The organism is Azospirillum brasilense (assembly GCF_003349955.1).
Classification (GTDB): domain Bacteria; phylum Pseudomonadota; class Alphaproteobacteria; order Azospirillales; family Azospirillaceae; genus Azospirillum; species Azospirillum brasilense_B.
In genome coordinates, this window is sequence record NZ_QLKQ01000010.1 from 51,319 (window position 1) to 64,061 (window position 12,743).

The following is a 12,743-nucleotide window of genomic DNA, read 5'->3' on the forward strand; positions in this document are numbered from 1 at the left end:
TCCGCCACCGTTCGCGCGAGGTTCCGCCATGACCGCCTCTCCCGCCGCACCTCCTTCCTCCCCACCCGCCGCCCGGCTCATCGGCCATTGGCTGGCCGGTCTGGACCGGGGCGGCATTCCCGAGGAGGTCGCCACGGTCGGCCGGGGCTGCATCATAGACACGCTGGGCGTGGCGCTGGCCGGTGCCGACGCCGCCCGCATGGCGCGGGAGGAGGCGCTGGACATTTACGCCCCCGGTCCGTGCACCCTGCTGGGGGGCGGGCGGCTGTGCGCCGAGGGGGCCGCCTTCGCGAACACCGCCGCCGCCCACGCGCTGGATTTCGACGACAATTGCTACGCCGGCTTCGTCCACGGTTCCGCCGTGGTGGTGCCGACCGCCCTGGCCGCGGTGGAGGCCGCCGGCGGGACGGGGGCCGATCTGCTGACCGCGGTGGTGGCCGGGTCGGAGGCGGAATACGCGCTGGCCATCGCGCTCGGCAACGGCGTGTACGAAGCCGGCTGGTGGACCACCGCGCTGTTCGGCACCGTCGGAGCCGCGGCGGCCGCGGCCAAAGCCCTCCGGCTGGACGGCGACCGGGCCGCCGACACCATCGCATTCGCGCTTTGCGGGGCCGGCGGCCTGCGGGCCTGCTTCGGCACAAGCGCCAAGCCGCTGCTGGCCGCCCAGGCCGCCGCGAACGGGCTGCGCGCGGCGCGGCTGGCGATGCGCGGCGGGGCGGTGCCGCACGGCGTGGTCGAGGACCCGCGCGGCTTCGCCCGGCTGGTGGCGCAGGGCCGGTTCGACATCACGGCGCTGGACGCCCTGGGCCGGCGGTGGCACCTGCTCGACCCCGGCATCGACACCAAGGCCTATCCGGTCTGCCTGTCCTCGCACGCCGCGGCCGACGCGGTGCGCGACCTGATGGCGGAGCACCGGCTGGACCCGTCGGACATCGTGGCGGTGCGCTGCGTCGTGCCCCCGGTGGTGGCCGCCAACCTCACCTACGACCGCCCCGCCACTCCCGGCGAAGCCCGCTTCAGCCTGCCCTTCGCGGTGGCCTGCGTGATGCTGCATGGCGACCTGACGCTGGATCATCTGAGCGGACCGACGCTGTCCGACCCCCGCCTGCGCGCGGCCATGGAGCGTGTGAGCCTGCGGTCCGATCCCGGCTGGAACGCCGATCCCGACCGGGCGCGGCTGGCTCCGGAGGGCGCTGACGTGACGGTGGAGACCCGCACGGGGCAGAGCGTCCGCCGCTTCTGCGCCTCGGCGCGCGGCACCGTCGCCCGCCCCCTGTCGATGGAGGCCCACACCACGAAGTTCCTTGCCTGCGCCGGCCGCGCCATCGGCCCCACGGCGGCGCAACGGCTCCACCGGCGGCTGTCGGCGATCGACGCCCTGCCCGGCCTGGATGGGTTGCTGGACGGCGGCGCGGACTGATCCGCGCTCCGATATCATACGAATGCGTTCATGGTGCCGACAAAAAACATTCATGGTACGGGACAGGGGCCGATGAATGAGCCTAATTTTTAGGCATGATTATCGGTGGGACGAACCAAATCCCGACGAAGAAATCCGGACTTTGTCTGTGGTCGAAAATCGGGCATCCCGCTCGCATCCGCAAAAATGAGTATTTTTTAGGCACACCATGACCCACCGGACGGCGCGTCCTCGGTCGTTCCGTTCATGACACGTCTGTGAGAGCGTCGAGGCGACAGGAACCAAGGTCCACAACGGACCCCGCAAGCAGAGAGGCTTCATCATGGTGAAACGGTTGGTGGCACGGGCTGTGCTCTCGGCTTTCCTCCTCTCCGGCACGGCGCTGGCCGCGCAGGCCGCCGGCACGCTCAAGGTGGCGGTGGATTCGAACCTGAACACCCTCGACCCCGCCAAGATGAAGGGCGGCCAGGAGTATGTGGCCGCCTACCTCCTCTTCAACGGCCTGACGGCGATCGCCGCCGACATGACGCTGAAGCCGGACCTCGCCGAGCGCTGGGAGCACAGCGCCGACCTCAAGACCTGGACCTTCTTCCTGAAGAAGGGCGTGAAGTTCCACAGCGGCCGCGAGATGGACGCCGAGGACGTTCTCGCCACCATCACCCGCATCCAGGACAAGGCGACCGGCTCCACCGCCCGCGTGAACTTCGAGATCGTGGAGTCGATGAAGGCGGTGGATTCCCACACGGTGGAATTCACGCTGAAGTCCCCCTACTCCGGCTTCGCGGAGCTGTTCGGCGAGCGTCAGGCCCGCATCGTGCCGCGCGACGCCCTCGACACGCTGGCCTCCAACCCGGTCGGCACCGGCCCCTTCCAGTTCGTCTCCTTCGCGCCCGGCGACCGCATGGTGGTGAAGCGCAACCCGACCTATTTCGAGGCCGGCCTGCCGAAGCTGGACGAGGTGGTGATCCGCATCCTGCCCGAGACGGCCAGCCAGGTGGCGGCGCTGACCACGGGTGAGCTGGACCTCGCCTGGAACCTGCCGCCGGAGGCGGTGGACAAGGTCAAGGCGACGTCCAACCTGAAGGCCGAAGCCGTGCCGACCTCAACCTGGGACGGCGTGATCATGAACGGCACGACCAAGCCGTTCGACGACGTGCGCGTCCGCCGCGCCGTGGCGACCGCGCTGGACAAGCAGGCGATCACCCAGATCGCCCTGTTCGGCTACGGCACGCCGACCCATTCGCCGATCCCGCCGAGCCATCCCTACTTCAATAAGGATCTGCCGATCGCCAAGGGCGACCCGGCCGCCGCGAAGAAGATGCTGGCCGAGGCCGGCTATCCCAACGGCTTCGAGGTCACCCTCTACACCCCGGCCGGCCGCGCCACCCGCGAGCGTCTGGGGCTGGCGGTCCGCGAGCTGCTGAAGCCGGCGGGCATCACCGTCAACGTGCAGCGCGTGCCCTTCGACGTCTTCCTGAAGGACATCGAGGGCAAGGCGGGCTTCTACATCGACGGCTTCTTCAGCCGCCCGACGATCGATACCTCGGTCTACCCCTGGTACCACTCGCGCGGGTCGTGGAACGCCGCGCTGTGGAACTACAGCAACCCGGCGATGGACAAGCTGCTCGACGGCGCCCGTCAGGCGTCCAGCGAGGAGGAGGCCAAGAAGCTCTATGGCGAGGTGCAGGCGCTGGCCGTCCAGGACGCCCCCGGCGTCATCCCCTACGTCATCAACCACGTCAACGGCGTGAGCGCGCGGGTGCAGGGCTTCACCTCCCACCCGATGATGTTCCTCGACCTGCGCAACGTTTCGGTCGGCCAGTAGCGCCGTCGACGGCGTCGGGAGCGCCCGCCGCGCTCCCGACGACCCCGGGCCAAGGGAAGCTCTCTCCATGCTCCTCTACACACTCACCCGGCTGGCCTACCTGGCGATGGTGCTGGTCGTCATGTCGATCCTCGTCTTCCTGGTGACGCAGGCGATGCCGGGCGACGTCGCGTCGATGATCGCCGGACAGTTCGCCTCGAAGGAGGTGATCGACGCCATCACGGTCAAGCTCGGCCTCGACCAGCCCCTGATCGTGCAGTACGGCCGCTGGGCCGCCGGCATCCTGCAGGGCGATCTCGGCCGCTCGCTGGTGCTGGAGCAGCCGGTGGCACCCATCCTGATGGAGGCGCTGAGCCGGTCCCTGGTCCTGGCGGTGGTCGCCCTGGCGGTGGTGACGGTGATCGGCATCGGCGCCGGCGTCCTGGCCGCGGTGCGCCGCGGGCGGATGGCCGACCAAATGGTCTCGGGCGTGTCCTATCTCGGCATCGCCGTTCCCGACTTCTTCTGGGCCATTGTCCTGGTTCTGATCTTCGGCAGCTACCTGAAATGGCTGCCGACCGGCGGCTACGCGCCGCTCGCCGACGGCTTCGTGCCCTGGGCGTCGCATCTGGTCCTGCCGGTCGTCACGCTGGTGCTGATGCTGATCGCCCGCATCGCGCGGCTGACCCGCTCCAGCATGATCGACGTCCTGCAGACCAACTACGTGAAGTACGCCCGCGCCAAGGGCCTGCCGGAGAAGGTGGTGATCGTCCGCCACGCCCTGCGCAACGCGCTGCTGCCGACCATCACCGTGCTCGCCATCGACTTCGGCCTGATCCTCGGCGGCGTCGTGGTGATCGAGACGGTCTTCTCCTTCCCCGGCATGGGCCGGCTGCTGCTGTTCGCCATCCAGCGCCACGACCTGCCGCTGATCCAGGCGACCATCCTGATCATCTCGACGGCCTACTGCCTGGCGAACCTGGCGGCCGACCTGCTCTACGCGTTCGTCAACCCGAAGATCCGCCATGGCATGGGGAACGCCTGACATGACCGCCGCGAGCCCAACCCGCGCAGCGTCCTCCCGCTCCGCGCCGAAGCGCTGGCCCACCTCGCTCGTCCTCGGGATCGCCCTGCTGGCGCCGCTGCTGGTGGTCGCCGTGGCCGGCCCCTGGCTGGCCCCCTACCCCTACGACGAGATGAACATCATGAGCCGGCTGCAGCCGCCGGGGCCGGACTTCTGGTTCGGCACCGACGAGTACGGCCGCGACGTGTTCAGCCGCACCCTCGTCGGCACGACCAACTCGCTGGTCATGGGCGTCGCCGCCACCGCCATCAGCCTGCTCGTCGGCGTGCCGCTGGGGCTGGTCGCCGGCTACGGCCGGGGCCGGACCGACGAGATCATCATGCGCTGCATGGACGTGCTGATGTCCTTCCCGCCCATCCTGCTGGGCATCCTCGTCCTGGCGGTCACGCCGCCGGCCCTGTGGAAGGCGGTCGTCGCCATCGGCATCGTCTACGTGCCGCAGGTGGTCCGCCTGACCCGCGCCATCACCCTGGAGCTGATGCAGGAGGAGTTCATCACCGCCGCCCGGCTGCGCGGCGAGAGCACCGCCTACATCCTGTTCCACGAGATCCTGCCGAACATCTGGCCGCCGCTGGCGGTCGAGTCCAGCCTGCGCGTCGTCTTCGCCATCCTGCTGGGCGCCGCCCTCAGCTTCATCGGCATGGGCGCCCAGCCGCCCTCCTCCGACTGGGGCCTGATGATCAGCGAGGCCCGGCCCTTCGTCGAGCAGGCGCCGTGGATCGCGCTGTGCCCCGGCCTCGCCATGGGCATCACCGTGATCGGCATCAACCTGCTGGGCGATGGACTGCGCGCCGTGCTGGACCCCCGCAACACGGGAGGACACTGACTCCATGACCGCTCTCGTGCCCCTTTCCGCCGCCGCGTCCCCCGATCCGACCCCCGCGACCGCCGCCATGTCCGCCCTGCTGGAGGTGCGCAACCTCACCATCAACTACGCCAGCCCGCGCGGCACGCTGCGCGCCGCCAGCGACGTCAGCTTCGCGATCCGGCCGGGCGAGGTCATGGGGCTGGTCGGCGAGTCCGGCTCGGGCAAGAGCACCGTCGCCATGGCCATCCTCGACCTGCTGGGCGAGGCCGGGCGCATCGACGGCGGCGAGATCCTGTTCGAGGGGACCGACCTGCGCCGCCTGTCCGCCGGGCAGCGCCGGAGCTTGCGCGGCGACCGCATCGCCGCCGTCTTCCAGGACCCCTTCACCTCGCTGAACCCGGCGCTGACCGTCGGGCGGCAGATCGCCGAGCCGCTGGTCCAGCACAAGGGCTTCACCCCCCGGCAGGCAGCACCACGGGTTGAGGAGCTGCTGGCCGAGGTCGGCATCCGCGAACCGCGGCGCATCGCGCAGTCCTACCCGCACCAGCTGTCGGGCGGCATGCAGCAGCGCGTGCTGATCGCCACCGCGCTCGGCTGTGACCCCAAGCTGCTGATCCTCGACGAGCCGACGACGGCGCTCGACGTCACGGTCGAGGCGCGGATCATCGAGCTGCTCGCCGGCCTGTGCGAGAGCCACCATCTGAGCGCCTTGTTCGTCTCCCACAACCTCGGCATCGTCAACCGCATCTGCAATTCGGTCTGCGTCCTCTACGGCAGCGAGGTCGTGGAGACCGGGCGCACCCGCGACGTGCTGGCCCGGCCGGTCCATCCCTACACCAAGGGTCTGGTGGCGGCGCTGCCGCGCATCACCACGGACCGCCGGCACCGCCTGTCCTCGATCCCCGGCACGGTCAGCAAGCTGTCGGGTCCTCCCGACTCCTGCGTCTTCGCGCCGCGCTGTCCGTTCGCCGAGGAGACCTGCCGCCGCCTGCCCCAGGCGCTGCGCGGAGACGCCGCCGGCAACAGCGTGCGCTGCTGGAAGGCCGAGGCCCTGTCCGGCACCCCGTGGCCGGAGGAGTCGACCGCGTCCCGGCCGCCGGCGACGCCGCCGGCCCGCACCGCCCCGCTGGTGCAGGTCGATGCGCTGCGCAAGGTCTTCGGCGAGCGCCGGTCGATCCTGCCGTGGCTGCGCCGCGACGGCACGGTGGCGGTCGACGACGTCTCCTTCACCATCCAGCGCGGCGAGGTGCTGGGCGTGGTCGGCGAAAGCGGCAGCGGCAAGAGCACGATCGGCCGCTCGCTGCTGGCCCTGATCGAGCCGACCGCCGGCACGGTGCTGTTCGACGGCGCCGACTTCGTCAAGCAGGCCAAGGAGGGCGACCGCGACCTGCGCCGCCGCGCCCAGCTGGTCTTCCAGAATTCCGCCGCCTCGCTCAACCCGCGCAAGACGGTGGGGGCGGCCATGGAGCGCCCGCTCGTCCTCGCCGGCCGCCAGGGCGAGGCGGAGCGCCGGGAGATGATCGCGGCCCTGCTGACCCGCGTCGGCCTGCCCGCCGCCTACGCCGACCGCTACCCGCACGAGCTGAGCGGCGGCGAGCGCCAGCGCGTGAACATCGCCCGCGCCCTGGCCACCGACCCGGAATTCGTCGTCTGCGACGAGGCGGTGTCGGCGCTCGACGTCTCGGTGCAGGCGAACATCCTCAACCTGCTCGCCGACCTGCGGGACGAGTTGGGGCTGTCCTACCTGTTCATCACCCACGACATCGCCGTGGTGTCGCACATCGCCGACCGCGTGCTGGTCGTCTATGGCGGCACGATTTGCGAGGAGGGTCCGATCGGACGGGTCCTGCGCCCGCCCTACCACCCCTACACCGAAGCGCTGCTGTCGGCCGTGCCGCGGCTGAGCGGGGCGGAGGACGGGCCGGAGCCGGAGCGCATCCTGCTGGAGGATTCCACGGCACCGCCCGGCGGCGGGGGCTGCGCCTTCCGCGGCCGCTGCCCGCGCAAGCTCGGCACCATCTGCGACGAGCGCGCGCCGCCGGTGCAGACGGCAACCGACGGCCACCGCATCGCCTGCCACATCCCGCTGGCCGAGCTGGCGGAACGGGCGTCGGTCTTCCCCGAGCTGGCGGCCCTGCACTGACCGTCTGATCCGCAACCCTTTCCGGGCAGCGTGACGACCGGGACGGCTTCGGCCTCCCGGATACGCCCTCCCCATGCCCGGCGCCACCCCTCACCCAAGAGAGAACCGACCCATGACCACCCACACCCGCATCCGCAAGTTCAACACCAAGAAGACCTATCCCGAGCAGGCGCTGGACAACGACCTCTGCCAGACGGTCGTGGCCCGCGGCGCGATGGTCTTCGTGCGCGGCCAGATCGGCCAGAACCTCGACACCAGCGAGAGCGTGGCCATCGGCGACGCCGCCGGCCAGACCGAGCAGGCCATGAGCAACATCAAGATGCTGCTGGACGAGGCCGGCGCGAAGATGGAGCACATCTGCAAGATCACCGTCTACATCACCGACCCGCGCTACCGCGAGCCGGTCTACCGCACCATCGGCAAGTGGCTGAAGGGCGTCCATCCCGTCTCCACCGGCATCGTCGTCAGCGCCCTGGCGCGGCCGGAGTGGGTGGTCGAGGTCGACGCCATTGCCGTGATCCCCGACGCTCCCTGATTTCCCGCATCCCACAGAAGAAACCTGGAACGCCCGCCATGAGCAGCACCCTGACCAACCCGCCGCGCCGCGAACTGCAGAGCTTCCTCGACTTCCCCATCTGCACGGATCTCGACCAGCTCGACGGCCACATCGGCATCCTCGGCATCCCCTACGGCGATCCCTACTCGATCGACGAGGTGACCAACGACCAGACCAACGCCCCCACCTGGGTCCGCCGCTACACCGAACGGGCGCTGCGCCAGCTGGAGCGCTGGGACTTCGACATCGGCGGTCCGCTGCTCGGCGGGAAGGACATCAAGGTCGTGGACTGCGGCGACGTGAAGGCGAACCCGCGCGACCTCGACCTGCATTACCGCAACGCCGAGGCGGTGGTGCGGGCGATGCTCGCCAAGGGCATGCTGCCGATCATCATCGGCGGCGACCACGGCATCCCGATCCCGGTGCTGCGCGCCTACGACGACCAAGGCCCGATCACGCTCGTGCACATCGACGCGCACCTCGACTGGCGCGACCATGTGAACGGCGCCCGCGGCGGCTATTCCAGCCCGATCCGCCGCGCCGCGGAGATGGACCATGTCGGCCAGATCTTCCAGATCGGCCTGCGTTCCGCCGGCAGCGCCCGGCCGGAGGAGGTCGAGGCGGCCCAGGCCTACGGCGCCGTGCTGATCCCCGACGTGGAGCTGCAGGACGTCGGCATGAAGGCGGTGCTCGACCGCATTCCCGACGGCGGGCGCTACTACCTGACCATCGACGCCGACGGCATGGACCCGACCATCATGCCGGCCGTCAACGGCCCGGCGCCGGGCGGCGTGACCTACCCCCAGATCCGCACGCTGATCCACGGTCTGGTGAAGAAGGGCCGTGTGGTCGGCATGGACATCGTGGAAATCACGCCCAAGAAGGACGTGAACGGCATCACCGCGATCACCGCCGGCCGCATCATCTGCAACCTGATCGGCAAGACCATCCAGGCCGGCTACTTCGACGCCAAGTGAGCGGAGCGGCCTGACGAGAAACGGGGGAGGCCGGCCGACGGCCGCCTCCGTCCCGTCGGCGCGGAGAAGCCGAAGCCGATCGACGACCAAGGAAGAAGGACCATCCCGCCATGGGTGCGACGCTGGACATTCTGGAGCGGCTGGTGGCCTTTCCCACGGTCAGCCGCGACAGCAACCTCGACCTCATCCTGTGGGCCAAGGAGCGGCTGGAGGCGGCCGGCGCCGCCACGCGGCTGGTGCCGAGCGAGGACGGGCGCAAGGCCAACCTCTTCGCCAGCGTCGGCCCGGCCGACCGTCCGGGCATCCTGCTGTCCGGCCACACCGACGTGGTGCCGGTGGACGGGCAGTCCTGGACCTGCGATCCCTTCCGCCTGACCCGCCGGGACGGCAATCTCTACGGCCGCGGCACGGCCGACATGAAGGGCTTCATCGCCGCGGCGATGGCCCTGGCCGAGCGGGCCTCCGGGCGGACGCTCAGCCAGCCGCTTCATCTCGCGCTGTCCTACGACGAGGAGGTGGGGTGCCTGGGCGTGCGGCGCCTGATCGACATGATGGCCGCCCTGCCGGTCCGCCCGCGCTTCTGCATCGTCGGCGAACCCACGCTGATGCAGGTTGTCACCGCCCACAAGGGCAAGACGGCGCTGCGCATCGACTGCCGGGGCGCCGAGTGCCATTCGAGCCTCGCCCCGCAAGGGCTGAACGCCATACACATGGCTTGCGACATGCTCACCGGCCTGCGCCGCCTTCAGGAGCGGGTGCAGACCGAGGGGGCGCGCGACGCCGGTTACGACGTCCCCTGGACCACCATCCACGCCGGTGTCATCCAGGGTGGCACCGCGCTGAACATCGTGCCCAACCAGTGCCGCCTCGACATGGAGATCCGCCACCTGCCGCAGGACCCGGTGGACCCTCTGCTCGACGCCGTCCGCGCCGAGGCGGAGGCCATGGAGAAGCGTCTGCGCACCGCCTTCCCCGCCGCCGCCGTGGACATCACGGAGCTGTCCAGCTACCCCGCCCTCGACACCGACGAGGATGCGGAGGTGGTGTCCTTCGTCAAGGCGCTCACCGGCGGCAACAGCCTGGGCAAGATTTCCTTCGGCACCGAGGGCGGGCTGTTCCAGCGGCGTCTGTCCATTCCCACCGTCGTCTGCGGCCCCGGCAGCATCGGCGAGGCCCACAAGCCGGACGAGTTCGTCGCCGAGGACCAGCTGGCCGCCTGCGATCGCATGCTGGATGCGTTGCTCGCCCGACTGGCCTGACCGCGCCCGCCGCAAGGCGGACGTGATCCAAACTTAGCAAACCAAACAGCGACGATTCCGTTTTCCCCTGTCGCACGATCGGGGCCGATGGTGCGACGGAACAGCGGCGGCACAGCGCCGTGCGCCCCGCTGGGCCCTTTCCCTCCTCTTTTTCAGCCTCGCCGAAAAAGTCCGCCAGCTTTTCCGTTCCCGTCCGTGGATAGCCACAGAACGGGACAACGCTCCGCCCTGCGGCGCCTCCTCCCGGACCACACGCTGGATCATCACGCCGAAACGGACGCGGAGTCCCCGATTCCCGCGACGGGGAGGCTGCATCCCGGAGGCCGCCATGCAGGTTGACTCGCTCAGCTCCTCGACCGTCACGACCACCTCGTCCGCCAAAAGCTCCTCGGCCTCGCTGGCCGGCAGCTACCAGTCCTTCCTGACGCTGCTGTTGAAGCAGCTTGAGGTGCAGGACCCGACCAACCCGGTGGACACCGCCCAGTACACCAGCCAGCTCGTGCAGCTCTCCTCGCTGGAGCAGCAGATGTCCATGAGCGACAAGCTGGACGAGCTGACCTCGGCGGTGCAGGCGCTGGGAACCGGCAGTTCGGCGCTGGGCTATCTCGGGCGGACGGTGACGGCGGAGGGCGACACGACCGCCCTGCAGAACGGCGCGGCGAACTGGGAATATTCGCTGAACAGCGAGGCCGCGTCGGTCACCCTGACGGTGCGCGACGAGGACGGGGCCATCGTCTACCAGGACAGCGGCGCCACCGGCCAGGGCAGCCATTCCTTCACCTGGGACGGCACGGGGCGCGACGGCGCGGTCCACACGTCGGGCACCTACAGCCTGACCGTCACCGCGCTGGACTCCAGCAAGGCCGCCGTCGCCACCGAGACGCGGATCAAGGGCACGGTCACCTCCGTGGACACCTCCGGCACCAGCGCGGCGCTGGGCATCGGCGGCGTCAGCGTGCCCGCCGACGACGTGCTGTCGTTGAGCTGAGCCGCCGCCCCTTCCCGGCCTCCTCCCAGCCCTCTCCCCTTTCTTGCGACAGGTGCGACGATGAGCATCACCAGCGCGATGTACAGCGCCACGTCCGGCCTGATGGCGCAGAGCAAGGCGCTCGCCTCCATCTCCAGCAACATCGCCAATTCCAGCACGACCGGCTTCAAGAGCACCGGGACGAACTTCAACTCCTACATCAACAAGACCTCGACCATCGACGAGCAGACCGGCGGCGTGCTCGCCACCACCTACCGCAACATCAGCGCGCAGGGCGAGATCCAGTCCTCGTCGGTCTCCACCAACATGGCGATCAACGGCGAGGGCTTCTTCGTGGTGTCGGAGGAGACGGCGGACGGCACCGTCGCCTTCACCCGCAACGGCTCCTTCTCCACCGACGCCCAGGGCTACCTGTCGAACAGCGAGGGCTACTATCTCTACGGCTGGGCGCTGAACGCCAACGGCACCGTCGCCGCCGGCAACAAGGGATCGGTGGACAGCCTCGTCCCGGTCAACGTCGCCAACATCAAAGGCACGCCCAAGGCGACCTCGACCATGGGCATCGACGCCAACCTGCCCTCGGACGCGGACACCGGCGACAGCTTCACCACCGACATGGAGATGTTCGACAGCCTGGGCGTCAGCCACTCCATCACCCTGAGCTGGACCAAGACCGGCGAGAACACGTGGGAGCTGGACGCCTCCGACCCCGTCCTGTCCTCCGACGCCACCCGGACCACCGGCACCATCGCGGGGTTCCCCATCCAGCTCTCCTTCAACACCGACGGCACGCTGGCCTCCGCCGCCACGGTGGCCGCAGACGGCACGACGACCCCCGCCGACCTGTCCGCCCTCTCCTTCACCGTCGACGGATGGACCACCGGGGCCGGCGGCAGCGCGGTCGCGCTGAACCTCGGCACCGCCAACAGCAACAACGGCCTGACGCAGCACGCGTCGGGCGACAGCACGCCCTCGGTCAGCGTCGAGACCACGACGCAGAACGGCTACAAGCCCGGCTCCCTGACCGGCACGACCATCGGCAAGGACGGCATCGTCCGCGCCGTCTTCGACAACGGCGAGACGCGGGCGATCTACCAGATCCCCATCGCCACCTTCGCCAACGCCGACGGGCTGGAAAGCGTCACCGGCACCACCTTCACCCAGACGGCGGAGGCCGGTCAGTACCAGCTCCGCACGGCGGGCGACGCCAAGGCCGGGACGGTGACGGCGGGCGCTCTGGAAAGCTCCACCGTCGAGCTGACCGACGAGTTCAGCCGCATGATCGTCGCCCAGCAGGCCTATTCCGCCGCCTCCAAGGTCATCACGACCTCGCAGGACATGATGGACACGCTGATCGCCATGAAGCGCTGACGGTGACGGCCATGCACCCGCCGCAACCGCTTCTCGACGGCGAAGCCGCTCTGGACGCCGAGCTGCGCCGCCTCGCCCGGCGGGTGGAGCGTCACCGGTCCCAGCCGGTCCCGGTCCCGGCGGAGCGCCTCGCGCTGATCGACGACCTGCTGGGCCTGCGGGCGCGCATCGCCACGGCGCGGGCCGCGGTGCAGGCGGCGATCCGCCAGACCGGCTGCGCCCAGCGCGCCGCCACCGCCTACCGCCGCACCGGCGCCCTGCGCGGCTGACGCCTCCAAGGATGCCCGCATTCGCCCTTCCCAACCCTCTCCCCTCTGGGGAGAGGGTGGCCCG

11 protein-coding genes are annotated in these 12,743 nt (G+C 70.0%); all 11 read left to right on the forward strand.

Annotation, left to right across the window (positions count from 1 at the left end):
- Positions 1-28 precede the first annotated feature (28 nt).
- Complete coding sequence (locus DXK32_RS06715) at positions 29-1,420, forward strand: MmgE/PrpD family protein (RefSeq protein ID WP_114857803.1); 1,392 nt, start codon at positions 29-31, stop codon at positions 1,418-1,420.
- Positions 1,421-1,742: 322 nt separating this feature from the next.
- Positions 1,743-3,245, forward strand: coding sequence for an ABC transporter substrate-binding protein (locus DXK32_RS06720; RefSeq protein WP_114857804.1), 1,503 nt, complete (start codon positions 1,743-1,745; stop codon positions 3,243-3,245).
- A 67-nt stretch (positions 3,246-3,312) separates the two neighbouring features.
- The gene (locus DXK32_RS06725) at positions 3,313-4,269 is read left to right on the forward strand and encodes an ABC transporter permease (RefSeq protein WP_014199768.1); all 957 of its coding nucleotides are present in this window, start codon (positions 3,313-3,315) and stop codon (positions 4,267-4,269) included.
- A gap of 1 nt (position 4,270) precedes the next feature.
- A complete protein-coding gene (locus tag DXK32_RS06730) occupies positions 4,271-5,134 on the forward strand; it encodes an ABC transporter permease (RefSeq protein ID WP_247877011.1) in 864 nt (287 codons plus the stop codon).
- Between the two features lie 4 nt (positions 5,135-5,138).
- On the forward strand, positions 5,139-7,259 hold the full coding sequence (locus tag DXK32_RS06735; RefSeq protein WP_247877012.1) for a dipeptide ABC transporter ATP-binding protein: 2,121 nt from the start codon (positions 5,139-5,141) through the stop codon (positions 7,257-7,259).
- A gap of 112 nt (positions 7,260-7,371) precedes the next feature.
- A complete protein-coding gene (locus DXK32_RS06740; protein ID WP_014199765.1) occupies positions 7,372-7,794 on the forward strand; it encodes a RidA family protein in 423 nt (140 codons plus the stop codon).
- A gap of 38 nt (positions 7,795-7,832) precedes the next feature.
- Entirely contained in the window at positions 7,833-8,792 is a 960-nt protein-coding gene (locus tag DXK32_RS06745; protein WP_014199764.1) for an agmatinase, read from the forward strand.
- A gap of 110 nt (positions 8,793-8,902) precedes the next feature.
- Complete coding sequence (gene argE, locus DXK32_RS06750) at positions 8,903-10,051, forward strand: acetylornithine deacetylase (RefSeq protein WP_114857807.1); 1,149 nt, start codon at positions 8,903-8,905, stop codon at positions 10,049-10,051.
- Positions 10,052-10,379: 328 nt separating this feature from the next.
- Positions 10,380-11,039, forward strand: coding sequence for a flagellar hook assembly protein FlgD (locus DXK32_RS06760; RefSeq protein ID WP_114857808.1), 660 nt, complete (start codon positions 10,380-10,382; stop codon positions 11,037-11,039).
- Between the two features lie 60 nt (positions 11,040-11,099).
- Positions 11,100-12,410 (forward strand): flagellar hook protein FlgE, encoded by a 1,311-nt coding sequence (gene flgE / locus DXK32_RS06765; RefSeq protein ID WP_114857809.1) that lies wholly within the window; start codon positions 11,100-11,102, stop codon positions 12,408-12,410.
- An 11-nt stretch (positions 12,411-12,421) separates the two neighbouring features.
- Positions 12,422-12,679 carry a hypothetical protein gene (locus tag DXK32_RS06770; protein ID WP_162801103.1) on the forward strand — a complete coding sequence of 86 codons (258 nt, stop codon included), beginning with the start codon at positions 12,422-12,424 and terminating at the stop codon, positions 12,677-12,679.
- The last annotated feature ends 64 nt before the right edge of the window (positions 12,680-12,743 follow it).